20 protein-coding genes, 1 tRNA gene and 1 pseudogene are annotated in these 23,966 nt (G+C 61.2%); 10 read left to right on the forward strand and 12 right to left on the reverse strand.

The window, feature by feature from the left end:
- Positions 1-261 (forward strand): hypothetical protein (locus WYS_RS16240; RefSeq protein ID WP_162137712.1); only part of this gene is annotated, 261 nt, incomplete at its 5' end.
- Here WYS_RS16240 and WYS_RS06785 read toward each other — a convergent pair.
- Together WYS_RS06785 and pth2 are read right to left on the reverse strand one after the other, a co-directional pair.
- Positions 258-830 carry an endonuclease dU gene (locus WYS_RS06785; protein WP_019177416.1) on the reverse strand — a complete coding sequence of 191 codons (573 nt, stop codon included), beginning with the start codon at positions 828-830 and terminating at the stop codon, positions 258-260. The two genes, WYS_RS16240 and WYS_RS06785, sit on opposite strands and share 4 nt — an antisense overlap.
- Positions 831-833: 3 nt before the next feature.
- Positions 834-1,193 (reverse strand): peptidyl-tRNA hydrolase Pth2, encoded by a 360-nt coding sequence (pth2, locus tag WYS_RS06790; RefSeq protein WP_019177417.1) that lies wholly within the window; start codon positions 1,191-1,193, stop codon positions 834-836.
- A gap of 185 nt (positions 1,194-1,378) precedes the next feature.
- Here pth2 and WYS_RS06795 point away from each other — a divergent pair, with 185 nt between their 5' ends.
- Positions 1,379-2,857 (forward strand): hypothetical protein, encoded by a 1,479-nt coding sequence (locus WYS_RS06795; RefSeq protein ID WP_147654343.1) that lies wholly within the window; start codon positions 1,379-1,381, stop codon positions 2,855-2,857.
- 96 nt (positions 2,858-2,953) lie between these two features.
- The gene (locus WYS_RS06800; RefSeq protein ID WP_019177419.1) at positions 2,954-3,268 is read left to right on the forward strand and encodes a hypothetical protein; all 315 of its coding nucleotides are present in this window, start codon (positions 2,954-2,956) and stop codon (positions 3,266-3,268) included.
- Between the two features lie 170 nt (positions 3,269-3,438).
- Here the strand turns inward: WYS_RS06800 and WYS_RS06805 are convergent, their stop codons facing one another.
- The 4 genes from WYS_RS06805 to WYS_RS06820 all read right to left on the reverse strand — a co-directional run bounded on the left by WYS_RS06805 (position 3,439) and on the right by WYS_RS06820 (position 6,743).
- On the reverse strand, positions 3,439-4,089 hold the full coding sequence (locus WYS_RS06805; protein WP_019177420.1) for an ABC transporter permease: 651 nt from the start codon (positions 4,087-4,089) through the stop codon (positions 3,439-3,441).
- Positions 4,086-5,018, reverse strand: a complete 933-nt coding sequence (locus WYS_RS14640; RefSeq protein WP_019177421.1) for an ABC transporter ATP-binding protein — start codon at positions 5,016-5,018, stop codon at positions 4,086-4,088. Before WYS_RS14640 ends, WYS_RS06805 begins: the two co-directional genes overlap by 4 nt.
- A 147-nt stretch (positions 5,019-5,165) precedes the next feature.
- Positions 5,166-6,065: an AsnC family transcriptional regulator gene (locus WYS_RS06815; RefSeq protein ID WP_019177422.1), complete on the reverse strand. Its 900-nt coding sequence runs from the start codon at positions 6,063-6,065 to the stop codon at positions 5,166-5,168.
- A 57-nt stretch (positions 6,066-6,122) separates the two neighbouring features.
- Complete coding sequence (locus WYS_RS06820) at positions 6,123-6,743, reverse strand: class I SAM-dependent methyltransferase (protein WP_019177423.1); 621 nt, start codon at positions 6,741-6,743, stop codon at positions 6,123-6,125.
- A 343-nt stretch (positions 6,744-7,086) separates the two neighbouring features.
- Here WYS_RS06820 and tgtA point away from each other — a divergent pair, with 343 nt between their 5' ends.
- On the forward strand, positions 7,087-9,042 hold the full coding sequence (tgtA, locus tag WYS_RS06825; protein WP_019177424.1) for a tRNA guanosine(15) transglycosylase TgtA: 1,956 nt from the start codon (positions 7,087-7,089) through the stop codon (positions 9,040-9,042).
- Here tgtA and WYS_RS06830 read toward each other — a convergent pair whose 3' ends face one another.
- Positions 9,043-9,291 carry a KEOPS complex subunit Pcc1 gene (locus WYS_RS06830; RefSeq protein ID WP_019177425.1) on the reverse strand — a complete coding sequence of 83 codons (249 nt, stop codon included), beginning with the start codon at positions 9,289-9,291 and terminating at the stop codon, positions 9,043-9,045.
- An 83-nt stretch (positions 9,292-9,374) separates the two neighbouring features.
- On the opposite strand from WYS_RS06830, the gene WYS_RS06835 reads away from it, so the two are divergent.
- Entirely contained in the window at positions 9,375-9,881 is a 507-nt protein-coding gene (locus WYS_RS06835; protein WP_019177426.1) for a nitroreductase family protein, read from the forward strand.
- A gap of 159 nt (positions 9,882-10,040) precedes the next feature.
- Positions 10,041-10,112: pseudogene (locus WYS_RS16645) on the forward strand (hypothetical protein); the annotation flags it as partial.
- A 145-nt stretch (positions 10,113-10,257) separates the two neighbouring features.
- On the opposite strand, the gene WYS_RS06840 reads toward WYS_RS16645, so the two are convergent.
- Positions 10,258-10,330 (reverse strand) — tRNA-Gln (locus WYS_RS06840).
- A gap of 141 nt (positions 10,331-10,471) precedes the next feature.
- Here WYS_RS06840 and WYS_RS06845 point away from each other — a divergent pair.
- Complete coding sequence (locus WYS_RS06845; protein ID WP_019177427.1) at positions 10,472-11,461, forward strand: NAD(P)-dependent alcohol dehydrogenase; 990 nt, start codon at positions 10,472-10,474, stop codon at positions 11,459-11,461.
- 10 nt (positions 11,462-11,471) lie between these two features.
- On the opposite strand, the gene WYS_RS06850 is transcribed toward WYS_RS06845, so the two are convergent.
- Together WYS_RS06850 and WYS_RS06855 are read right to left on the reverse strand one after the other, a co-directional pair.
- Positions 11,472-12,710 carry a tRNA (N(6)-L-threonylcarbamoyladenosine(37)-C(2))-methylthiotransferase gene (locus WYS_RS06850; protein ID WP_026068893.1) on the reverse strand — a complete coding sequence of 413 codons (1,239 nt, stop codon included), beginning with the start codon at positions 12,708-12,710 and terminating at the stop codon, positions 11,472-11,474.
- A gap of 126 nt (positions 12,711-12,836) precedes the next feature.
- Positions 12,837-17,222, reverse strand: coding sequence for a carboxypeptidase regulatory-like domain-containing protein (locus WYS_RS06855; protein ID WP_162137713.1), 4,386 nt, complete (start codon positions 17,220-17,222; stop codon positions 12,837-12,839).
- 281 nt (positions 17,223-17,503) lie between these two features.
- On the opposite strand from WYS_RS06855, the gene WYS_RS14645 reads away from it, so the two are divergent.
- A complete protein-coding gene (locus WYS_RS14645; RefSeq protein WP_019177430.1) occupies positions 17,504-19,771 on the forward strand; it encodes a PAS domain-containing protein in 2,268 nt (755 codons plus the stop codon).
- 406 nt (positions 19,772-20,177) lie between these two features.
- Positions 20,178-20,624: a hypothetical protein gene (locus WYS_RS06865; RefSeq protein ID WP_019177431.1), complete on the forward strand. Its 447-nt coding sequence runs from the start codon at positions 20,178-20,180 to the stop codon at positions 20,622-20,624.
- Positions 20,625-20,741: 117 nt separating this feature from the next.
- On the opposite strand, the gene WYS_RS06870 is transcribed toward WYS_RS06865, so the two are convergent.
- Both WYS_RS06870 and WYS_RS14650 read right to left on the reverse strand, forming a co-directional pair.
- Positions 20,742-21,359 (reverse strand): methyltransferase family protein, encoded by a 618-nt coding sequence (locus tag WYS_RS06870; protein WP_201798831.1) that lies wholly within the window; start codon positions 21,357-21,359, stop codon positions 20,742-20,744.
- A gap of 278 nt (positions 21,360-21,637) precedes the next feature.
- Entirely contained in the window at positions 21,638-22,612 is a 975-nt protein-coding gene (locus WYS_RS14650; RefSeq protein WP_019177434.1) for an Lrp/AsnC family transcriptional regulator, read from the reverse strand.
- 276 nt (positions 22,613-22,888) lie between these two features.
- On the opposite strand from WYS_RS14650, the gene WYS_RS06885 reads away from it, so the two are divergent.
- Positions 22,889-23,905, forward strand: coding sequence for a uroporphyrinogen decarboxylase family protein (locus WYS_RS06885; protein ID WP_272898439.1), 1,017 nt, complete (start codon positions 22,889-22,891; stop codon positions 23,903-23,905).
- The last annotated feature ends 61 nt before the right edge of the window (positions 23,906-23,966 follow it).

Consider the following 23,966-nt stretch of genomic DNA (forward strand, 5'->3'; position numbering starts at 1 on the left):
TTCGAGCACATGGACATCCGCTTCTATCACCGGCCCCGCGAGCGAACGGTGTCCGAGGTCCAGGGGTTCCTGGGCTCGCGGTCCGAGGGGTACGAGCTGAAGGAGGCCGGCAGGCGGACCACCGTGGTCCTGGCCAGGGCCAAGGTCACCATCACCGTGACCGCGCAGCCGGGGGGCGATTCCGAGGTCATCATCGAGTGCCTCGAGCCGGCCGGGACGGAGCTGTGCGACGAGCTGAAGAAGTGCCTGGACCGCCGTTAGGCCCGGCCGTGCGATTCCCCCAACACCATGGCGCCGGAGATCAGGTGGGCGATGCGCAGCGGCTCCGGCAGCGCGCCCTGCACCGTGCATTCCCTGATGATGTCATCGAGGGTGTCGCCGTCGATGCCCACCGCGGTCGCGTACAGCGACCTGTTCTTCGCGCCGACCCGGAACAGGGGGTTGCGCTTTATGACGGCGAGCCGGTCCCGCCAGTCCGGGAAATGAGCGCGGAGCGCGTCCTCCATCTTGAGGAAGTCGGGCATTTCCCGGGTCACGGTAGCGCACGGCACCCCGATGGCCTTGTGGATGCTGTCGATGTCGATCACGTTGAACCCGCCCACGGCCACGCCGTCGAACATGATGAGCTTCAGCTGCTCGGTGTACCGGGACCGCTCAAGCATGGCGATGACGGCGTCGTTGGCGTCACAGCCGTCCACGGCCACCTCGGTGCGCATGATGCCCTCGATGTACACGGGGAGGCGGGCCACCACCCCCACCACCAGGGCGCGCTCGGCGCGGAAAGAGAAGGGTGAATCGTCGATCCCGAGCACCCGCACCTGCTTTTTCATCGCCTACACCAGTTTGAGGTGGCCGGTCACCCTGTCCACGACGTCGTTCGGCCCGGGACCGATGCCCAGGCAGGTCACGGTGTTCGGGGGTATCTCGGTCATGCCCGCGTCCACTATCAGCGAGGTGGTTAGGCGAAGGTCCTCGGCTGACACCTTAAGCTCGAACAGCTCCTCCAGGTTCGGCACTTTCACCACCACCTTCCTCTGCCCCTCCGAGTACCACCGGTCGAACCACTCAGGGGTCTTCTTCTTGGCCGCCAGGGCGCAGTTGACCGCTGCGTGCGCGACCTGGGCCGCCATCTTGCCGGCGGACAGCCTTAGGTCCCACCGGACCGCTATGACCATCTTGTACGAGAAATCCATAATGATACCTGGATGGGGAAGGGACGGCTTTTCATGATTTAAAAGATGATGGATTGCATCCACGCTTCGGTCGGCGAGAACACGGCAATCGACGTGGGCGTTGATAATCAGCCCCAATAATCGGGACCATACCTACTATCACCCCTAAGAACGGTCCCCGTTCGACCCCGGAAGGGGCAAGCTATTTGGAGGGATGCATAATCGTAAGTAAAAAAATACCCAAGATAGCTGTAGCGCTGTCGGCACTGGCACTATTGCTGCCAGGGGTCTTCCTGGTGGGAGGCCCCGATACTGCCGCAGCGGCAACGTCAGCATCCGCCTATGGCCGGATATCGGTATCCGGCTCCGACATAACCGTCGATGGCGACGCGTCGGCGCAATTCTTCGGAGTGGTGGATACAACCGCCCTGCAGTTCGCGATCCTTGCGTACGTAGAGGGCGAGACCCAGTATGCGGGAAAGACCTCGGTGTTCAACGGCCCCGACACCTCTGACCAGGGCTACATATCGCAGAACGCCAACGCGGAGGAGTTCTGGAGCCAGTACTTCGCCTTGCTGGAATACTACGATTGCAACCTGGTCCGGATCGGCGCGGGGGACTCGTGGGGCAGCCAAATAGAGTACCGGGCATGGACCCAACACCACGATGCGTACCTATCCCTGCTGGAGACCATGCTGGAGCAGGCCGAGGCCCACAACGTGTGGGTAGTGCTGGTCCTGGCCGGATCGCAGGAATATCCCACCTACACATATGGCGGGAGCGGTTCGGTGTTCGACACCGGCTCGACGGCCTACGCGAACTACGTCGAGTACTGCAACGAGGTGATGGCGGCGCTGGAGGACTATGACGGCCTCGGGTGGTACGATCTCTTCAACGAGCCGGACCACAACAACTGCTACGCCAACTACTGGAGCTCCCACGGCGGCAAGACCGCGTTCCATGCCTGGGCCAGCGCGGTCGCCGCCGACACGGCGGACGCATCCACGCACCCCCGCAGCATGGGAGTGGCAGGCTATGGCAACATGTTCGGGTGGAGCCAGTCCGACTTCGACCTCGCCACCGGTACGGTGGGCTTTGAGATCGCCTCTCGGCACTACTATGCCTCGGCGAGCGACGCCAGCCTGTTCTCTACCCCCGAGCAGTGGGCCGAGAACGATAATATACCCCTGTTCTGGGGAGAACTGGCGTACAACGCGGTGTACCCCCTGACCAGGTGGACCTTTGGCGAGGAGGCCATCTACGCCAACGGCGGGCAGGCCATTGCATCGATGGTGCTGACCGGCACCTCTGGGTACCCGTACACTGGAGGGACCATAGTCGGCACCGGCGATGACGCCGATGACAGCGCCGACGACGGTACGACCGGGCCCGTGGACGAAACCCCCAGCGGCAACGACAGCTCCGTTCTTCCGACCGACAACGGGACGGGGAACGTCACCGGACCGACCGAGGGCACCCCCGGCGGCAATGAGACGGAGGGGCCCGGTCCCTCTGAGGGCAACGGCACCGCTCCGATAGGCGGGCCGTGCCAAGAGAGGCCGGACCGCTCGCCCCACCATGGCGATGCCTGGCATCACCATGGTAAGCGCTGGCACCACTTCGGAGCGCTTGACCGCTGGAGCGAGGGGGCATGGCATCAGGCCGGGAGGGCGCCCCGCTGCTGAGGCCAGAGCATCCCATCGGACCGACCCAAACCCATCCCTTTTTTATGCCGACCGTTCAGGGGGCTTGACGCATGAAACGATGAGAGGTGAACACACATGACCATGTTGATAGAGGAGCACACCTACATGCTGGGCGTTAGGGGAAAGACCGTAGAGAGGCTGAAAGCCGTCGACATCGAGACCCTGGAGGACCTGGCCGACGCGCCCATCGACCTCATTGTCAAGAACCTCCGGTGCACCGTCGAGCGGGCCAGGGTTTTGATCAACCGGGCCAAGAGGGCCGTCCGCATGAAGATGCCTGCCCGGCCTGCGGGCCGGGAGGATGGAACGAAAGCGCAGCGGACCGGCCGGGGCCGCGGTCCCCGGGAACGGGACGAGGAGCGGCCCGTGTTTTATGTGCGCGGCCCATAGACGGACCTGATCCGACAGCTCGCATGATGGGGCGTCCACTGAGGACTGTTCGGACACCGGAACGGCCGCCGTACCGAGCCGACGCGGTTGGGGCACTGCCGCAAAAAGCAGCCGAGAAAAAGTTCGAAGGCCGCCTCCGCGTGCCGTAGAGGCGGCCTCTGGCCCGGGGTTCACGAGCTCAGGCGGCGGTTGAAGATCGTTGTCGCCAGCCCGAGGATGACGATGGACAGTCCGATGCCGAGGGCCGCGGTGGCCTCCAGAGAGAACATGTTCTCCAGAGCTGGCAGGACCACGACGGCGGAGAGCTGGTTCCCGCCGTAGAGGGTCAAGATGACCCCGACCAGCACGGACCTGACCAAGCTGCCGAACAGCACCGCCGCGGCGGAGCAAAGGCAGGCCATGGTCAGGGTGACAAGCATCGGGCCCCGCAGCGCTCCAAGGTCCACCGTTCCGCTGACATACCAGTCATAGCCGTTCGCCAGCACCAGGGCGAGCGCGGCGGCCAGGACCACGCACGTCAGCACCGCGAGGTACTTCGCCAGCAGCAGATGCGACCGCTTCACCGGCCGCACCAGGAACAGGTCGAAGGCCCCCTGCGAGCGCTCGTTAATGATGCTGACCGCCAGCGTGGTCGAGGCCAGGAGGCCGGCGGTCGAGGATACCAACAAAGCGGTGAACGCGCCCAGGGGCATGCCCCCGAGATCCGGGGAGAGAATGTACATCAGCACTGCTATCGCAGGCAGCCCGACGAACAGGATGGCCATGACCTTGGAGCGGTAGAATCCGTTCAGCTCATCCTTGATGAGCAAGGCGAGGCTCATGCCGTACCCTCCACGCAGGCCATGTAGATATCCTCAAGCTTAGGGTCATGACGGTTAAAGGAGCGGACGTTGCACCCCGCTTTCATAAGCGCCTCGATGAGCCGGGGGGCCACGACATCCCATTGTCCCGGGTCGTTGATATGCGCCACCAGCAGGCCGGCGGACGGCTGCCTAAGGTCGATCCCGGGCATGTTGATGGACTTCCACTCTCCCTTGTCGTCGGCGAGCTCCACCACTAGCTCAGAGCGCAGGGAGACCAGCTTCTCCAGCCCCCTGATCGGCCCAGCATAGCGTACCTTCCCGCCCTGCAGCAGGCCGACCGAATCGGCTAGGTCCTCCACGTCGGAGAGTATGTGCGAGGAGAACAACACGGTCGTGCCCGACTCCCTCAGTTCCCGTACGATCTTCTTGAACAGGAAGCGGCTGGCGGGGTCCAGGGCGGCCATGGGCTCATCGAGGACCAGCACCGCCGGTTCATGCAATATCGCCTGGGCGAGGCCCAGCTTCTGCAAGGTCCCCCCGGAAAGCTTGTTGATCTTCCTTCCCCGGTACTCTTCGATCCCCAGCTGTCCCAGCACCTCGTCGATGCGCCGGCCGAGGCGCTCCCCTTCCAGCCCGGACAGCTTGCCCAGGGTCCTGAGGGCCTGCTCGGCGGTCCTCCATTCCTGGAAGGCGGCGCGCTGGGGCAGGTAGCCGACTCGGACCTTGCGACGCGCCTCCGGCGAGACCATGTCCATGCCCGACACCAGGACCTTGCCCCCGTCGCGGGGGACCAGGCCCAGGAGGGAACGGATGATGGTCGATTTACCGGCGCCGTTGGGGCCGATGAGACCGAACACCGCCCCCTCGTCCACTCGGAGGCTGGCGTGGTCGACTGCCAGGACCTCCCCGTATTTCTTGACCAGCTCTTCGATGATTATAGCTTCCATGGTATTGCACCTTGCATGGAAGTGTACGGCCCTGTGTGCCTTGAGCTGATGTTCCCGTCCGAGATGAGGGAACGGCCTCTATTCATGATTTCTTATCCCATTTATTCCCAGGGAGGGGGACGAAAAGGCCATCGGCCTCCGGGCCAGTCATTTCGACCGGTCGGAGATGAGCTTGTCCATCCATGTCGGGTAGAGGCGCATGTCGTAGAACAGGTTGGAGTACAAAGACTCGAAATCTTCGTTGGCGTTGAGGGATGCCTCCGCGTCCCGCAGCTCCTTCAGGTCCCGGGCCCACATCGACAACAACAGCAGATCGGGCTCGACGTTCGATGCAGATACGCCGAGAATGTGGGGATTCCTGCTGTTGAATAGTGCGAGGGCGGCGTCCTGAAGCGACCGGCCGCCCCGTTTTAACTTGGCGTGCACGATGGATGTGAGGCCACCCGACGAACAGGGGCCCCCGTCGAGCATATAGTACACGAACTTCTGCTCCTCCAGGGCTTCCAACCTCCTCTTCACTGTCTTAGCCGTGGAGCCCACATCCTTGGCCACATCCTGGAGCGGACGACGACAATCGTCCCACAGCGCCTTGACGATGCGATAGTCCGTTCTGGTCAGGGGGTCCTTGGCCGGAGGTTGACCGATCATGACCATGGCCAGAGCCCTCAGGTCGTCGATGCGGCCGACATTTCGCACGAACGCTTGATAATCCAGCATTTCCTGGTGGGACCGGACCCAGGCGTCCACATACAGGAACTGCCCGCCCGCGGCGACGATGCGCGAGGTGCATTCGTGCTCGCCGATCCTCTCCATCGTCGCCAGGAAGTCATTGGCCGTCGACCGCCCGTATAGGTTCAGGAACCCCCCGCCAGTCACCTGAGGGGCAAGTCGGGTCCTGAAGCCCATGATGATCCCTTTGGCGATGAGCTGCTGGATGCGCTTGTGCACCCCGTTCACAGAAAGGGACAGGCGGTCAGCCAGGTCCCGATAGGGCCGACGGGGGTCCACGGCCAGTTCCTTGATGATGAGGATGTCCGTCTCGTCCATGGGCGGTCCCCTAACATGTCTCAGGTTTAAAAAACGTCATCCTCGAACGCGCCCCGCTCACTTTATGGCGTAGAAGCCAGCCTGCAGCTTGGAACGCCAGAACAGCTCCGCAGTTCTGAAACCGGTGCGACGCAACAGCTCCAGGTGCTCCTCCACGGTGATGGGAAAGCATTCCACGTCGAGCCTGGCCAGGAGCTGGGCGATCCCCGCTGAGGTCATACTGTTCCGGGCCCAGTAACGTCCCCACAGCCTCTTCCCGATCTCATACCCCTCGGCCGTGGTGGGACGGACATTCTCGAAAGCGATGAACGTGCCGCCCTCAGGCAGCATATCGTAACATGTCCTCACCGCCTCCGCCCTGCCCTCCGGGGGCATGTAGTGGTGGCACAGGACCGCGGTGATGATGTCGGGGCGCTCGCCCACCTTGCCCAGCAGCTCATTGGTGTGCAGGGGCGGGAGGAACCGGACCCGCTCCGCATTGGCCAGCCTGGCTTTGGCCAGGTCCAACATGCCCGAGAACGGGTCGCTCAGAACGAACTTCGTGCTGGGCAGCTGGTCCACGGCGCGCTGCACCAAAGCCCCCGTGCCGCAGCCAGTGTCCAGCCAGACCCGCGGCGGGTGGTCCAGGCATAGGGCCAGGTCAATGATCTCCTGGTGCATTGCCCCGTAGTACGGCATAGTCGTACGGATCTGGACATCATAATCCTCGCTTTTTAGCGGGGTCCTGTTCGATTCCGCGGGCACACCCCGGGGATGCGCTTGAAGGACTATAATTCATTATCTCGCTCTCGCTTCCACCAATGGATGATGAGATGGGCGCATTGTCATCGTTCCACGTCAGCTTGACCGGGAGATCGCACACTCTTCAAAGATCAATTTCAGGCGCACATCGCCATGATAGAAAGAGGATATGGCAATAGTATCGTCCTGGTCATATGACTATTTCATACGATGAGGCGGAGGGCGCCCTGGCCTCTCGGTGCGATAAAGGCTTATCTATCCCCCCGTCATCCCATTGAACATGTTCGAGCTAACGAGAAGGGACGGCCTGGCTAGGATCGGCAAGCTGGAGACGCCGCACGGTGTCCTGGAAACCCCCGCCCTCCTGCCGGTGGTGAACCCCCGGCTGGTCACCGTCCCCCCGCGCGAGCTATATGATCGCTTCGGCTTCCGCGCGCTCATCACCAACTCATATATCATACGCAACGACCCCAAGCTGAACGAGGCGGCCAGGCGGGACGGCCTGCATGCCATGCTCGACTTCCCCGGGGTCATCATGACCGACTCCGGCACCTTCCAGTCGCACATGTACGGCGAGGTGGAGGTGAAGAACGAGGAGATCGTATCGTTCCAGCGGGACATCGGCACCGATATCGGGACGGTGCTGGACATCTTCACCGAGCCGGACTGGAGCAAGGAGAGGACCGCCGAGGCGGTGGACGTAACGCTGGACCGGACCCAGGACGCCGCTTCCATCAAGGGCGGCATGCTCCTCGCTGGGGTGGTCCAGGGCTCCATATTCCCTGATCTACGGGAGAATTGCGCCCGGAGGCTGGCCCTCATCGACGTGGACGTGCACCCCATCGGGGGAGTGGTCCCGCTCATGGAGCAGTATCGCTTCGCCGAGCTTGTCGATGTTATTGTCGCGTCCAAGAAGGGACTGGACCCCAGCAGGCCGGTGCACCTGTTCGGCGCCGGCCACCCCATGGTGTTCGCCTTGGCCGCTCTGCTGGGCTGCGACATGTTCGACTCCGCCTCGTACGCCAAGTTCGCGCGGGACGACCGCTTCATGTTCCCGGAGGGCACCGCGAGCCTCTCGGACATGAAAGGGATCCACTGCCACTGCCCCGCCTGCGCCTCCCACACGTACGAGGAGATCTCCAAGATGGCGCCGGCGGAACGGACCGCGCTCATCGCCCGCCACAACCTGTGGGTTTCTCTTGAGGAGATCGAGAGGGTGAAGCGCGCCATTTTGGAGGGGGACCTGTGGGAGCTGGTGGAGAGGAGATGCCGCGCCCACCCCGCCCTGCTCAGCGCACTGAGGAGGCTGGCCGACCACAAGGGATACCTGGAAAGGTTCGAGCCGCTCAGCCGGGACAACTCCCTGCTGTACACCGGCATCGAGACCCTCGATCGGCCCGTCCTCCTGCGCTACGAGAAGCGGTTCTTCGATCGCTATCAGTACCCGGACCACGAGATCATGGTGGTGTTCGAGGACGACGGCGGCAAGCCGTTCGCCCGCCACTACGCTCCTCAGATCAGGGAGATGCTGGAGAAGTACGACACTCACTTCTTCGTCGCCTCTCCCATCGGGCCGGTGCCGATCGAACTGGACGAGATGTACCCCATAGCGCAGTCGCTGTTCCCGGACCGCCCCGACCTGGAGACCAAGGAGCGCATCAAGGAGCAGATGGAGCACATGTCCCACGAGCAGACCTACTCCGTGGGCATGGCGTACGACGGGGAGGCGACCATGCAGGCGCTGGAGATGATGAGCCAGAGGCCGCCTTCGTTCGACATCGACCTCGCTCGGGTGAAGGCCGTGGCGGACTACCAGTTCGGAAGGGGCGCGTCGGCCGTCCTGCTGGACGGGAAGGTCAAGTTGGTGAAGTCCGAGAACACCGGCAAGATCCGCAATGTGTTGGTGGACGGGGAGCACATCCTTTCCATGAGGGCCAACGACGGCTTCTTCACGCTGAGGCCTCCCGGAGCGTTCCGCCTGCTGAAAGGGTTCCCCGCACCGCACATGAGAGTGGTGGTGAAGGACGACGCCATCCCGTTCAACCGGGAAGGGAAGAACGTGTTCTGCGCCTTCGTGGAGGAGTGCGACCCCGATGTCGTGCCGATGGACGAGGTCCTGGTAGTGAGCTCGAAGGACGAGCTGGTGGCGATAGGGCGGGCCATGATGGTGAGGGACGATATGCTGGCCTTCCGCACCGGCATCGCCGTCAAGGTCAGGGAAGGGATCAAGAAGTAATCACTTGGCGGCCTGGACCACTTCCTCGGCCACCTTGACGCAGGCGAGAAGGTCCTCCATGGTGTGAAGCATCTGGGGAGCGGTCCCGGACCTGGAGCGGACGATGACCTTGCTGCCGTCCAGCTCGGCCTCGGCGTAAGGTTCGTTGTCCGGAGATATTGCCGCCAGCACCGCTGCCGCTTCCTCCGGCGTGGCATATTCCAGCTCGATGACGCAGTCCACGGTCACGGTGCCGCAGATGCCGCTCATGGAAAAAAAGGTTGTCATTTTCGGACAGGGAAACATTATACGGCCGCAACTCGATGATTTCCACAAGTGTTTGCATGGAACTTATGAAGTGCATCGAAAAAAGGCACAGCGTACGCGGCTATACCGACGAGCCTGTGCCGGACAGCGTAGTGGAGGAAGCGCTGAAGGCGGCGATACTGGCGCCGTCAGCGGGGAACCTCCAGGCCCGCGATTTCGTAGTGGTGAGGAGCGCGGAGACCAAGAAGAAACTGGCGGGGGCGGCGAACCAGCCGTTCATCGGGGACGCTCCCGCCATCATCGTGTGCTGCGTCAACTACGACCGCATCGCCAGGTATGGGCAGCGGGGGCATGACCTGTACTGCCTTCAGGATGTGGCGGCCTCGGTGGAGAACATGCTTCTTTACGCCGCCTCGAAGGGCTACGGCACCTGCTGGATAGGGGCGTTCGACGAGGACAAGGTGAAGGCCGCGCTGGGCCTGCCGCCTAACATACGCGCGGTGTCCATGGTCCCCATCGGAAAGGCCAAGAAAGAGGGGAAGCAGCCTCCGCGGCTGAAGTTGGAGGAAGTGGTCCACCGGGAGAGTTGGTGAAGCTCAGATCCACGCAAGCCGTTCCCGTAGGCGGTGAACGGGTTGCTTCGTGGGATAGACCACGTAGCGCTGACCGTTTCGGACATGTAACGCTCGATCGATTTCTACCGATCGCTGGGCTTCAGGGTCACGGCGCGGTGGATGGTGAGGGACGCGGGCATGGCGCATCTGTGCCTGGCGACCGATGACCTGGATGCCGGGGTGGCAAGGCTGAGTGATATTGGCATCGCGGTCAGCGAGGCGCCGCACAAGGTCGGAGGGGACGCCTTCGACATCGTCGCCACGGACCCACGGTACCTGATCAAGAGAGGGCTGCACCGCGCGACCCTTGCCGGCCCAGACAACGTGGTGATCGAGCTGTTGGAGATGAAAAAGGTAGCCCCGGGCAGATTCGAACTGCCGTCGCTGGCTCCAAAGGCCGGCATGATTGACCACTACACTACGGGGCTGTGTCTGACCACATAATGCTTCTGATATTTAATCCCGAAGAGGGCCGCCGGTCCCGCTGCAACCATGTGTGTTCATAAGTGCTCGCTTCCAATATATTCAAGGGCCGCGCTAGTTCGGTACCGAGGGAACGAGCGGGTCCGATGGAAGCGAGCGGAATGATGAGGGCAATCGTCAGCACCAGGTACGGCAACCCCGAGACGCTCCAGCTCATGGAGGTGGAGAGACCGGTCCCCGTGAACAATGAAGTGCTGGTCAAGGTGCACGCGGCATCCCTGAACAAGTCCGACTGGTACATGATGACCGGAAAACCGTTCCTGGTCCGGATGATGGCAGGAGGGCGGCAGAAGAAGGGGATGCGGGGCATCGGCTCCGACCTGGCTGGCGTTGTCGAGGCGGTCGGGGAGAACGCTCGCCGGTTCAAGCTAGGGAACGAGGTGTTCGGGAACACGTCGGTGGAACGGCTTGGCAGCTGCGCGGAGTACGTGTGCGTTCCGGAAGAACAGCTGGCCCCGAAGCCTTGCAATATCTCGCTCGAGGAGGCGGCGGCCGCACCCCTGGCGGGGATGACCGCACTGCAGGGGCTTCGAGGCATGGGACACATCGGGCCTGGGAAGAAGGTGTTGGTCCATGGGGCATCGGGCGGCGTGGGCACCTTCGCGGTGCAGATCGCCAGGGCGTTCGGCGCGGAGGTCGACGCCGTCACCAGCCCAAGACATGTGGATGCCGCGAGGCATCTGGGAGCGGGCAGGGTCATCGACTATACCAGGGAGGATTTCACCGCAGACCCGCGTAAGTACGACATCGTCTTCGTGGCCAACGGTTCTCGCTCCGTCTTCGACTACTGGCGCGCCCTAAACCCAGGCGGCGTGTGCATAGTGTCAGGGGGATCCATGGCCCAGTTCGCCCAGGCCGGCGTCCTGGGGCCTTTCGCCTCGCTCGGGAACAGGAAGATAAGGCTGCTCAGCGAGAAGAACTCCCAGGAGGACCTGGCCATGCTGAAGGATATGCTCGAGGAGGGGGCGGTGGTCTCGATCATAGACAAGAGCTACCTTTTGAGCGAGGTCCCCCAGGCCATGACATACCTCGGCCAGGGGCATTCCGGCGGCAAGATCGTCATCACCGTGCCGTGAGCGGGCCGATTCACAGCACCCTGCCGAGAAGATAGGTCGGCGCGGCCTCGGTGATCTCCACCTCGACCTTGGAGCCCAGGGGGAGCTTCTGTTGCACCGCCACCGGGCGGTATGAGGAGGTCCGCCCGATGACGCTGCCGGGCTTCCCGACCTCGATGATGAGGATCCGCTCCCTCCTTCCGATCATGGCCTGGTGCAGTTCCTCGGCGATGGCGAAGCGAAGCTTGGTCAGCTCCCTGGAACGCTCCTTGGACACCCAGCCGGGGATCTGGTTCTTGGCCTTGGCCGCCGGGGTGCCGGGGCGGGGGGAGTAGCGCGTGACATTGACGGTGTCCGGGCGCATCTCCTCGATGAGCTTCACGGTGGCGCGGTGGTCCTCCTCGGTCTCGCCGGGGAACCCAGTGATCACATCAGTGGACAGGGTCATGTTCGGGCACGCCTCACGAAGTTTCGAGACCAGGGCGGCGAACTCGTCGGCCTTGTAGCCGCGGTTCATGGCATCGAGCACGTCGTCGCTCCCGCTCTGCACCGGGAGATGAATGAACTTGTACACCTTGGGATGCATCCAGGCGGGGATGAGGTCGTCGATCACCCTGGCGAGATTGTCGGGGTTCATCATGCCCACCCGGACCATGAAGTCCCCGGGGATCTCGACCAGAGAGCTGAGCACCGATGACAGGTTCTTGCCCGAGTCGAATCCATAGCAGGCGGTGTCCTGGGCGGTGACCAGGATCTCCCTGGAGCCGCTGTCGATGTGCTTCCGGGCCGAGGCCACCAGGTCCTCGATAGGATAGCTGGCGAGAGTGCCCCGGGCCGCCTTGGTTATGCAATATGAGCACGCCCCCACGCAGCCCTGGGAGATGGGCAAGGTGGCCGAGATCGGGGCCGGGCGGAAGAGAGGTATCAGATCGGCCCTGCCTACGCTGCTCTCTATCAGTTCGGTGAACGACCCATAATCGCGCGGGGCGATTATCATCGCGTTCGGCGCCTTCTTGACGATGGCGTCGGCCTGGATGGCGGCCATGCATCCCGAGACGACCAGGTGCTTGCGCTGAGAGGATATCTCGCCCATGCGCTTGAGCATGCGGTTCTCCGTCTCGCTGATGACCGTGCAGGTGTTGAGGACCACCAGGTCGGCCGCGGCGGGGTCGTCCACGACCTCATGGCCCAGCGACGTGAGCATGCTTTCCAGCATGGCGCCCTCGCCCTGGTTCATGGTGCATCCATACGTCTCTACGCACACCTTCACGCCGCACACCATTCTCATCCGATAATTAATGGTTTTTGTCAAAAAGGCCACCATGTTGCGGGTACGGGAGGCTGCGCTGGAGGAGAATGAAAAAGAAAGATGAGGCTGGAGGTCTCTATTCCGGGCTCACTTCTTCTTGCGCAGGAAGGTGAAGCCTCCGACGGCCGCGATGGCGATGACGGCCACGATCACCAAGTAGATCCAGGGGTCGTTCCCAGGAGCATCATCCTCGCCTGCGGCGTGCCCGTGGTCGACCTCTTCGGCTTCCAGGCTCAATATCCCGATGTCCTCCTGACCCTCCGCATCGACCGTGACGCTTCTGGTCATTGCCTCATAGCCGCCCTTCTCTATCGTTAGCGTGTATGTGTTGAAGATGGCGTTCTCGAAGACGAAATGACCGGTCCCATTGGTCAGCGCAGACACGGTGCTGTTGAGCCTTACCGTGGCGCCGGCGATGGGGTTGCCGTCATTGTCCTTGACGATGCCGGTGATGGAGCCGAAACCGGTGTTGCTCTCAGGAGGACCGACGACAGCGGCCTCCAACTGCACAGAATAGATCGTATAGGATCCTGCGACGCCAGCCAAGGGATAGTACGTGTTGGTAGCATAGCCACTTTTCGCTATGGTTATGGTGTATATCCCCGAAGCGACAGGATAGAACTCATAGTATCCCGTAGAGCTGGTCGTCCCGGTCATGCCGTTGCTGAGCGTGACGGCGGCACCGGCGATGGGAGATCCGGCACTGTTCGTTATCGTCCCATAGATCCGGCCCTCGTTCTTCAGCGTTGTGAAGGCCCAGGACGCTGTTGTCAGTTCGTTCCCCGAAAGGTCCTTACCATTCACGGTGACCGTGTATTGTGCGTTGTATGCCATGTTTGCAGATGGATTGAACGTGGCGGTTTTCCCGTCAGTGCTCCAGCTTATAGATCCGATCACACCGCCGGTGACGGCAATGGTTACCGAGCTCTGGTCCATCACCTCGTTGAAGGTCACCACGATGTTGCTGGTGACGGCCTCATTGGTGTTCGTGGGCGACTTTGTGATGATGGTCGGAGCGTCGGTGTCCGGAACGAGGGCGACCAGGACCAATGAGCCGTAGCCGACGCCGCTTCCCGGAGGCGCCGACAAACGCTTCGACACCGCCTCGTAGCCAGGCTTGCTCGCTGTCACGGTATAGTAGGAATCGTACTGGTCAGCCGGGTACCTGAAGGCGGGGGCCCCGTGGAATGAGAAGTACCCGGTCCCGTCCGTCAGGGTGGAGTATACGGTCGATGAGTGGTCCTCTCTCGCCGTGACAAGGACCCCGGGCATCGGGTTGCCCGCCTCGTCGACGACAGTGCCGCCCAGTGCAACTTCTTGAACCAGGAAGTTCCATGTCGAGAAGGTCCAGCTCGTTGCCCCGCTTAGGGAATTGCCTGCCAGATCCTCTCCGCCTACGGTTACAGTGTAGCTATTCGAAGCAAGCAGGAACAGCATCTTGGACGTCGCAGTGTTACCACTCCAGGAGCTTACTTCGATCCCTATACCATTCAATCTGAGCATCACTGAATCATGATTCATGGCCTCGGAGAAAGTGACTACGACAAACGCGACTGATCCCTCGTCCGATCCTGAGGGGGACATGACAGCGATGGTGGGAGCGATGGTCTCGTCCGGTATCGCCACCATGGTCAGCATGCCGCGGCTGTTGTTCGCTCCGAGAGCGACGACGATGCCGCTCTGCGCCATGGGGATGTGGCCTCCCTTGATCACAGTCATGGAGTATGTTCCGGCGTCCAGGTTCTCAATCTTGAAGCGACCGTCAACGCCAGTGATGAACCACTTCCCATTGCTCAGGGACACGTTGGCCCCGTAAGTGGGGGTCCCATAGGCGTCTACGATGGTCCCATTTATGGCCCCTCCCAGCTGGGTCTTGAAGTTCCAGGAGGTGGTGGGCATGACATTGCCGATGAGGTCCCTCCCGCCGCTCACGGTGACAGTGTAAGTGGTGTTGTAAGCCAGCGGCGATGTAGGCAGGGTCACTGTCGCAGTGTTCCCGTTCCAGGATATCCCCGTCCCTTCGACCGTCGTTGAGCCTTTCTTGACGGAGATGATGACGGTGCTCTGGTCCACTGGCTCGGAGAAGGTGATGGTGATGGTGCTGCCGATCGGCACGCTGGTCCCCTCGGGCTCCTTGGACGAAACGATCGGACGGACCTTGTCGGAGGCGGTAATCTCAAGAGTGTAAAGATCGTGGGTCTGTCCCGTCGATATGGAAACAGCCCTGGTGAAGACGTCGTAGTTCTCCTTCGTGATGGTCAGTGTGTACTCGCCGCCGGTCAAGTCACCCAGCTGGAAGTAGCCATTCGCATCCGTGGTCGTGGACGCCCCATTGCTCAGCGAGACCACGGCTCCTGCGATGTACCGGTCAAAGTTGTCCTGGACCCGGCCGGTGAACTTGGTGTCCGCCTTCGTCCAGAAGGACCAGCTGTTGGTCCCCGTCAGCTCGTTCCCGGCGAGGTCCTTTCCGCTCACGGTGACGGTGTAGTAGGTGCTGTATGCCAGTGGAGAGCTCGGGGTGAACGTTGCGGTGTTCCCGCTCCAGGCTATCGTTCCGTCGACGCCGTTGGCGTCGATGACCACGGAGGTCTGGTCCATCGCTTCTGAGAAGGTTATGTTGATGATGCTGCTGGGCCCTATCTGAAGATCCGAGCTGGTAGGTGACTGGGCCTTTATCGTGGGACCTCCGGTCTCTACGACGAACCTTGCCGTCACAGTCTCGGTGCTGTCTCCGTTACTGACGACCGTGAGAACTACGATGTACATGCCATCGGGGAGAGGAGCAGAGGTAAGGTCATCATCGAGGGATTGCATGTTCTGACTGGTAACTGTGGTCGTACCATACTGCGGTTCGCCCATAATGCCCATTTTAGAGTGTGAGATGGCGCTATCCCCCGCCAGGACGGACCAATGGAGATACCCTGTGCCGGTGGTATTGACCTCGCCATCGTATGATGGGTAGGTGAACGTCACGCCCAGGGGAATGACCTCGATGACATCCGAAGGCCGGCCATTGCCATCGTCATCATTGTATCCCACCACGGTGAGTTCGTAGGTCTGGCCAATGGTCAGGCCTTCTAGGGTCGCGGTGTTGGAGCCGACGGTAGCAAGGACCGTGGTACCCATGAGCACCTTGTAGCCATCGATGCTCGGCTCGCCAATGTAGAGCGGGTCGTCCCAGGTCAGGGTCGCATTGCTCAGGCCGGTAGCCGCATCGTAACTGGTGGTAACGACCACGTTTAAAGGCTCGAGGATCTGCAGTTCCAGAATGTAGGTCTTCATTCCGCTCCAGGTGCCGCCGGAGGTGGTGGGGAAGCCGGTCGCGGCCTGGTGACGATAGGCTATCGGCGCACCGAGACCGCCCGAGCTGAACAGGTAGCCGTCCGCCACCGTGGGCGCGTTCCCATGGAATATTATGGTTTCTATCCTGCTACTGCTGGAGAACGCGCCCGACCCAATGGTGTTGATCCCGCTGCCGAAGATCATGTGGTTCAGGCGGCTGCACGACGAGAATGCGTTGTCGCCTATCGTGGTGACGCTGTCGGGCATCTCGATAAAAAGCAGCCATGAGGCAGACTGGAACGCCCCCTCTGCGATGTGGATTACGCCGTCGGGCACGGTGAACGATTCGTTCGTTCTTCCATTGGGGTACTTCAGGAGCTCCGTTTTGTCATGGTTGTAAAGAACCCCTTCCTCGCTGGAGAAATTCATATTGCGTTCGTCGACCTTGATCTCGGCCAACTGGAAGATGTTGAGCGCGCTGGTGTCTATGGACGCCACACTGGCGCCAATAGTAATCGAGTTCAGGCCGATAAGGCCCGAGAACGCGCTCGCCCCAATGGCGATGATCTTGTCGTTCAGGACAATGGACGAGGGGGAGCGGAGATACTCGAAGGCGCCGTCCCCGATGGCCTCGATGCTCTCAGGGATGATATATGGGCCTGTAGCTCCAGGGGGGCAAAGGATCAGCGTCGTGCCAGCCTTGTCGCACAGAGCCCCTTCCACGCTGCTGTAGTACGGATTGGCGGCGTTGACGACGAACTCGATAATGTTAGTGACTTCGAACGCGCCTTCCCCAATGGCGGCGACCCCGCTGCCCAGGGTCACGGACCGGAGAGAAGTGAACCAGGAGAATGCACTAGTCCCGATCGTAGTGACGCTCGAGGGGATGATAATGTGATAGATGGAGTTCTTGTTTGTGAACTGCAGGTTGCTCGCCAGCGCGGTGACGGGTATATCCGCATCACCCACAAGGATAGAGCCGGGGATCGCCACGGTATTACCGAGACCGGTGTTGTCATATCCCGTGTAACCCGTGATCGTAGCCTCGTCGCCGTCGACATTAAGATCGTATTGCCAGCCATCAGAGGTCTGGGCGGCGGTCGTGGTGCCGGTCGGCACGATGGCCATGGCGATCGCGGACGTTATCATCATTAAAGCCAGGATCAAAAAGGGCAGCTTGGTCCGGTCCATCATAGCACCTATTTCCCAACAATGGGGAGGATTTTTCACGCATCGCTCGTGAATGTATATCAACGGAACGTTCTGGTTCACTCTGGTCCAGAATAATCCTCAGGAGGGATCCGAGAGGCCGTGGCACGTGTGGCTATCCTCCGCTCCCGGTGGTCGGGAGAACGTGCCATAAAAATCCAATTCCATGGAAATAATGATGCCAACATAGTTACATAATCAAGCCGTGACCATCTGCCATTCGCGGATGGCCATCAGGCCGGACGAACGGGGAACGGAGCGACATGCGGAGCGAGGACATGGAAGCGCTGGCCGATGAGGAGAGGGACCTGAAGAAGTGCCGCGAACTCTACGAGCGCGCGCCGGTGGGAATACTGGCCATCGGACCGGACCTGACCATCACGGAGGCGAACCGGACCGCCACCGAGGTCCTTGGGCTCGACAGAGCCACCCTGATGGGCTCCCACCTCTCCGACCTCGTCGACCCTGCCTCTCTGAAGGCGATGGAGCGGCACTTCCACGATCTTGGCCGCGAGGTCGGGAGGGGGATCGAAGTCCTCAAGCTTAGATCAGAAGGCGGCCGGAAGCGCATCATCCGCCTTGAGAGCGTTAGAAGGGAGGATGGTGCGGACAAGGGGTTCATCAGCGCCGTCAGCGATGTCACTGAAAGGAAGGGGGGAAAACCCACCGGGCCGGACGAACGGTTCCGCAAGTTGGTGGAGAGCGCGACGGTCGCCATCAGCCTTGCCAAGGACGGTGTCATCACCTACGTGAACCCTGAGTACCTCAGGATGTTCGGCTACGATGGGGAGGAAGAGCTGCTGGGACGCCACATCAGGGAGCTGTTCGTCTCCCAGCACTATGAGCTGGGGAAGGAGCGCTATTCCCGCATCGAGCAGGGAATGCCTGAAGCGCTGGAGAGCGAGTTCATAGGATTCAGGAAGGATGGCACCACCTTCCCGTTCCACGTCGCCGTCGCCAGGGTCGAGCTGGCCGACGGAACGTCCATCGCCGGGTTCATCACCGACATCACCGAGAGCAAGAGGACCGAGGACGCGCTGAAGGAGAGCGAGGCCAAATACCGGGGCCTGTTCGAGAACATGCAGGATTCGGTGGTCATCTTCAGGTACGTGCTGAACGACCAAGGGGACGTGGTCGATTGGATCCTCGAGGATGCCAACCCCACCGTTCTGAGGTACCTGGGGAGAAGCTCGATAGAAGAGATCAGAGGGAAGAGGGCGAGCGAGGTCTTCGACCGGGAGGCGATGAGCACCGAGCTGCCCATCATAAACCAGATCAAGAAGGGATGGACCCCTTTCACGATCGACCAGCATATCGAGCCGAGCTCCCGGGACTACATATTGGCGTTCATACCGCTGGACGAGGAGCGGTTCATCTTCACGGCCACGGAGATCACCGAGAGGGTCAAGGACAAGAGGAACATCGAGAGGGAGCATGCCCGTCTCCGGGCCATCATGGATACCATGCCGGTGGGGGTCGCCATCGCCGACCCCAGCGGCCGCATCGTGGAGGTGAACAGGATAGCGGACAGGATCTGGGGCATCAGCACCGCTGACATCGAGATGACCGCCGAGGGCTTCAAGGGCCTCACGCCGGAGGCGGAGAGGCGGCTCAGGGAGAGCGATCGCGTCCTGGCCGCGGCGTTCAGGGGCGAAAGGACCATCAACGAGGAGCGAGAGATCGAGCGCGCCGACGGCACCAGGGCGACGGTCCTTGCCTCCGCCGCTCCCATCAAGGACCTCCAGGGGAACGTCATAGGCGCGCTGTCGACGGCGGTCGACATCACCGAGAGGAAGAGCCTGGAGAGGGATGTGGCCGAGGCGAGGTCAAGGGCGGAGATGTACCTTGACCTTCTGACCCATGACATCAGCAACTACAACACCGCCGCCATGGGGTATCTGCAGCTGGCGGAGATGAGGATGCGGCTGGAGGAGAGCGATAAGAAGTACATCACCAAGCCGCTCCAGGTACTGAGGGACAGCTCCGAGCTAATTGCCAATGTAAGGGACCTGCAGAAAGTGGAGGCGGGAAGGGAGAAGGCGGAGATGGTCAACGTCTGTCAGATCCTGAAGGAGGTAAAGGAGGCGTACGAGAACCCGCCCGGAAGGGATGTGCTGATCGATCTCGACGCGCCCGGGCAGTGCCAGGTGTACGCTTCGGCCCTGCTGAGGGATGCATTCTCCAACGTCGTGGGCAACGCCATCAAGCACTCCGCCGGCCCGGTCACCGTCAGAATAGCCCTGAGGACGTTCTCAGACAAGGGCGTGGAGAGCGCCCGCATATCCATCGAGGACAACGGACCGGGCATTCCCGATGACAGGAAGAAGGCCATCTTCGACCGGAGCCTGATGGGATTGGCCAAACCGGTGAGCAGGGGGCTCGGCCTGTACCTGGTGAAAAGGCTGGTGGAGGAGTACGGCGGTTCTGTGTGGGTGGAGGACCGCGTGCCCGGGGACCACACCAAGGGATCGAGGTTCGTGATCGTCCTCCCCACGGCGTTCGGCGGCTGGAGCGAGCACATCCCATATTGAAGAGGCCGCGCTTCGCATCATACTGGAAGTGAATGTGCTCCTGCGGGACGAGCCTACCAGCAGCCTCGACGTGAATATCTGATGGAGATCATGAAGGCCATCAGGAACCAGGTTAGGCCCGAAGGCATGAGGCCATCGCGGGTGTGCACGATCTGAACCCGGCGATGCAGTTCTGCGACAAGGTCGTGCTGCTCAGCGGGGGGGGGTCCTGGCGGCAGGAGCTATCGAAGAGTATCTGGACCCTGAAGACAAAAAGCCGCCTACGGCGTGGGCCCCATCGTCGAACACATCCATGGCCGGGCACATTATGGTTCAGAGGACTCACCTCCGCAGTTTTATTCTATAAGTTTTCTATCACCTCGCAGTGATTTTAATGGATGGTCAAGAACCAGTTCAAGAGCCAGTATTGGTCCCATACGAGAAGCCGGCGGCTCAGAAACCGCCCCAGAAAAAGTGGGATCTGAAAGGGATGTTCGGGCTGAGGGGGGCCGAGAAGAAGATCGTGATCGGCTGCCTGGTTATCATCGTCGTCGCCCTTCTCCTGGTAACAGCCGGTGGGCTGGTGAGCGGCGGGAGCGGCAAGAGCGTCAGGGTCGTGATCGAGACCGACGGCGAGTGGGATGCTACGATGGTCTCCGGCGAAGACGGCCCTGAATCCAGGACCGGCACGGGAGATCGGTCCTTCGTTTACTCCAGGCCTTCGACCGAGGACTCAGTGGCGGTCACCGTATATTCGACCCGCCCAATGACCGTGAAGATCGTTTCAATGGACGGCGAGGTGCTCGACGAGGAAACGGGATACTATTACTACGGAAGCTATTACGCCTCCGCCACATGGACCCCTGCGAAATGATCGTCCTTCCGGCCCCGCTTTTAGGGCCGACATTTGATTTTTATTCTTTTTAATTCACACACCAATAAAAGAAAGAGGCCGCTGAGCCTCGTTGGTGGACCGCACGCGTCCGGCGTCTCAGTACACATAGGGGATGAACATTTTCGTCCTCTTTCGGTACATCGAATATTCCTCACCGAACTCGTTCTCCATGTCGCGCTCCTCTCTCTTGGCCAGGCGCACGTAGAGGAACAGCAGCAGGGCGTAGAGACCTATCAGCGGCAGGGTGGCCCAGCCGATCATCATCCCGAGGGTTATCAGGAAGAAGCCGGCGTACTGGGGGTGGCGGATGGCGCTGTAGATGCCTCCGGTCACCAGCCTCCCCCTGCCCGCTTCCTTGCTCCAATAGTTCTTGTGGATGGACCTCCACCCCATTACCACTAGGGCTGCACCCGCCAGGGACACCAAAGCGCCGATCCAGCTCCCGGCATCACCGAGGTACTGCTGCAGAGTATGCCCCCAGAATATGCCCTCGGGGAGCTGCGTTCCGAGCGCCCAGCCGATAGCGTACATGCTGAAGGGCACCCCGAACATCTCGATCGCGAACGCCACGACGAAGGCGGCGAAGGTTCCCGCCGGCTTCCACTGGCTTTTCTTGTAGAACGGTATGAACAGTATGAACACACCGTAGATGGCGATCCACGCCACCACGGCCCACCACATACCAAAATGAGACCATACATCCTCTCCGATCATGTCTATATCTCCTTGCGACGGTTCGTTCCGTACTTCAGTGGCCCTCCCAGGACCGTCATTCCTTAGGAGCGTTTGATCGGGCATAAGCTCGCGTTAGAGGGTTGGCTGAAAAACGGTCCTCCCAAGAGGGAAAAAGTGGCGTTTTTTCTCCGGCGGAGCATAAAGACGGCCATGCGCCCGCTGGCCCTGCTGGCCGTTCTCGACACCCCGGAGAAGGGGTTCTGCTTTGAGGGCCTTCCTCGCGGAGATAAACTCCGGCAATAGGTGCCGCTGCGGACCTACTCCGGACCAGGAGAACCATCCCGGACATTCCTGGACAGGATGCTTCGGACCCTCTCGGCCAGTAGCCGGTCCCTCCAAGTTCCGAAATATTGCTGATAGAGGATGACGTCGTGCGAGATCTTGACCACGCCCTCGATCTTCCTGACCTGATGAAGGAGATCCTTGAGCTCGCTCAGGTTCTGGGTGAACAGTACGAACATTATCAGGTCAGGCTCGTTGGAGAAACTGAGGTCCTCGTCGATGAAGTCCCCGGGAAGGTCGCGGACCTTCCGTATGACGCTCTGCCTCGGGGCGTCCGGGCCGATGCGCAGGTGGAGCACGGTCATAAGGTCCTCGTCCAGATTGGGCAAGGCCATGACATGGAAATCGATCGCCCCGCTTTCCACCATCCGGCCAAGTCTGCGGCTCACGGTCTTCGAGGAGATCCCGATGTCTTCCGCCACGTCCGATATGGACCTGCGGGCGTTCTTGTGCAGGGCCCATATGATCCGGAGGTCCAGGGCGGTGAGGTCGGACAACTGCGGCTCGCCTCCCGCGCCTCCGCCCCTGGTGCAGGTTATGTCCGATCCCGGAGTGACCATAAGGACCTCGGGGTCCGGCACCTTCCCTACTTCCCGAATGTACGACACTATGGTGTCCAGTTCGGACAGGTCCCGAAGGAAGACGCCGATCACCAGGTCGTTCTGGTTCCCGCACATCACGGTCATGACCGAGTCGCTCTTGCCCAGCTCGTCGACCACGTCCGGGGCGAAGTCTGCCTCGGATCTGCCCTGGATGACGACCATGGAGCCGCCCAGCGCCAGGAGGCTGATATGAGCAGAATAGCCGAGGATGCGACCGGACCCCTCCAGAGATACCATCCTCTTCTGGACCGAGGGTATGGATATGCCGAGCTTTTCCGACAGCTCTCGGTAGGTTATCCTGGCATCCCTTTCCAATATCCTCAGGAGTTTTCTGTCCAGCTGGTCCATGTGTCCTCAGTCCTTCGACCATCGGTCGTGTTTCTTGCATATCTGCCATATCTATAAAGAGTGGTCATATGGCCTCGCCCCACATCCATGATATGTTCGTGGACGACGAATCATCATGCGGCAAGGTTATTAACGACCGTCAGTGATTTCCACCAACAGTCCCAGGGATGGCTGAACGCCACTGGCGCGGTTCGCGGCAGGTCCGCAAGCACCCGACCACATGGTAGTCGAAGGGGGCTGGTCTATTAGGCCCGAAGGCCTGGAGGGATAGCTATCATTTCATCAAAGGAACTTGTCCAGGCGGCCGTAAGGAGAGAGGAAGTGGACAGGGTGCCCGTGGCCCCGCCATTCCAGGGATACTGGGCCCTCGCTTTGGCAGGCGTCAAGGTGAAGGAGTCCATCGATAATCCGATCAGAGCGGCCAGAGCTCAGATACAGGCGGTGGGGGCGTGCGGCTTCGATGCCATGGGGGTCATGTGGGACTGGCTGGCGCCGGCCGAGGCCCTTGGTTGCGAGGTGAAAGTACCGGAGCATGGCACCATAATGACCTGGACCCCCGTCGTGGAGGACCGTAGCTCCCTGGACCGGCTGAGGATACCGGACCCCGGAGAGGATTACCGTCTGAAGGCGGCTTTCGAGACCTCCGAGCTCCTCATTAACGAGCTGGGAAAGGAAAAGTATCTGATGGCGTCGCTCGCTGCCCCCTTCACCCTGGCCGGGGAGCTGCGCGGCGTGGGGAAACTGATGATGGACACCATACTGGACCCTGACATGGCCAGGGACGTCATCAACTTCTCCACGGAAACGACCATAGTGTACCTGGAAGAAATGGTCAAAAAGGACATCGACGCGATAATCCTGTCCGACCCCACCGCTTCGGGGGCCCTGGTCTCCAAGGAGGACTTCGGAAGGTTCTCCCAGCCGTACCTGAAGGAGTGCGGCAAAAGGATCAAGAACTCCGGGAAGCACTTCATCGTACACATATGCGGGGATACCGGCGACCGCTTGGAACATGTAGCGGACGTTGGAGCGGATGTCTTCTCTGTCGACTACCAGCTCGACATCGCCACGGCGATGAGGGCCCTCGGGTCCAGGCAGGCCATACTGGGGAACGTCAAGCCGGCCCAGACCCTGCTTGGCGGGACTCCGGAGGACGTCCGGCGGGAATCTCTGGAATGCATCCAGAAAGGAGGGAGGAGAGGGTTCATCCTCGGCGCAGGCTGCGACATTGCATTGGGCACCCCGCTGGAGAACGTGCGGGTGTGGCATGACGTAGTGAGGCGGGCCAGATAAACAATCCGAATGCCGACAGACATAAATTTCGATATACGGTGGAAATGGCGAGAAGGGTGGG

It is taken from the genome of Methanomassiliicoccus luminyensis B10 (genome assembly GCF_000308215.1).
Lineage (GTDB): Archaea > Thermoplasmatota > Thermoplasmata > Methanomassiliicoccales > Methanomassiliicoccaceae > Methanomassiliicoccus > Methanomassiliicoccus luminyensis.

Excerpts from the sequence above, each read along its gene's own strand:
- WYS_RS06785 (WP_019177416.1), bottom strand. The coding sequence starts at position 830 with ATGAAAAAGCAGGTGCGGGTGCTCGGGATCGACGATTCACCCTTCTCT.
- pth2 (WP_019177417.1), bottom strand. The coding sequence starts at position 1,193 with ATGGATTTCTCGTACAAGATGGTCATAGCGGTCCGGTGGGACCTAAGG.
- WYS_RS06800 (WP_019177419.1), top strand. The coding sequence starts at position 2,954 with ATGACCATGTTGATAGAGGAGCACACCTACATGCTGGGCGTTAGGGGA.
- WYS_RS06805 (WP_019177420.1), bottom strand. The coding sequence starts at position 4,089 with ATGAGCCTCGCCTTGCTCATCAAGGATGAGCTGAACGGATTCTACCGC.
- WYS_RS14640 (WP_019177421.1), bottom strand. The coding sequence starts at position 5,018 with ATGGAAGCTATAATCATCGAAGAGCTGGTCAAGAAATACGGGGAGGTC.
- WYS_RS06815 (WP_019177422.1), bottom strand. The coding sequence starts at position 6,065 with ATGGACGAGACGGACATCCTCATCATCAAGGAACTGGCCGTGGACCCC.
- WYS_RS06820 (WP_019177423.1), bottom strand. The coding sequence starts at position 6,743 with ATGCCGTACTACGGGGCAATGCACCAGGAGATCATTGACCTGGCCCTA.
- tgtA (WP_019177424.1), top strand. The coding sequence starts at position 7,087 with ATGTTCGAGCTAACGAGAAGGGACGGCCTGGCTAGGATCGGCAAGCTG.
- WYS_RS06830 (WP_019177425.1), bottom strand. The coding sequence starts at position 9,291 with ATGAGCGGCATCTGCGGCACCGTGACCGTGGACTGCGTCATCGAGCTG.
- WYS_RS06835 (WP_019177426.1), top strand. The coding sequence starts at position 9,375 with ATGAAGTGCATCGAAAAAAGGCACAGCGTACGCGGCTATACCGACGAG.
- WYS_RS06845 (WP_019177427.1), top strand. The coding sequence starts at position 10,472 with ATGGAAGCGAGCGGAATGATGAGGGCAATCGTCAGCACCAGGTACGGC.
- WYS_RS06855 (WP_162137713.1), bottom strand. The coding sequence starts at position 17,222 with ATGGACCGGACCAAGCTGCCCTTTTTGATCCTGGCTTTAATGATGATA.
- WYS_RS14645 (WP_019177430.1), top strand. The coding sequence starts at position 17,504 with ATGCGGAGCGAGGACATGGAAGCGCTGGCCGATGAGGAGAGGGACCTG.
- WYS_RS06870 (WP_201798831.1), bottom strand. The coding sequence starts at position 21,359 with ATGATCGGAGAGGATGTATGGTCTCATTTTGGTATGTGGTGGGCCGTG.
- WYS_RS14650 (WP_019177434.1), bottom strand. The coding sequence starts at position 22,612 with ATGGACCAGCTGGACAGAAAACTCCTGAGGATATTGGAAAGGGATGCC.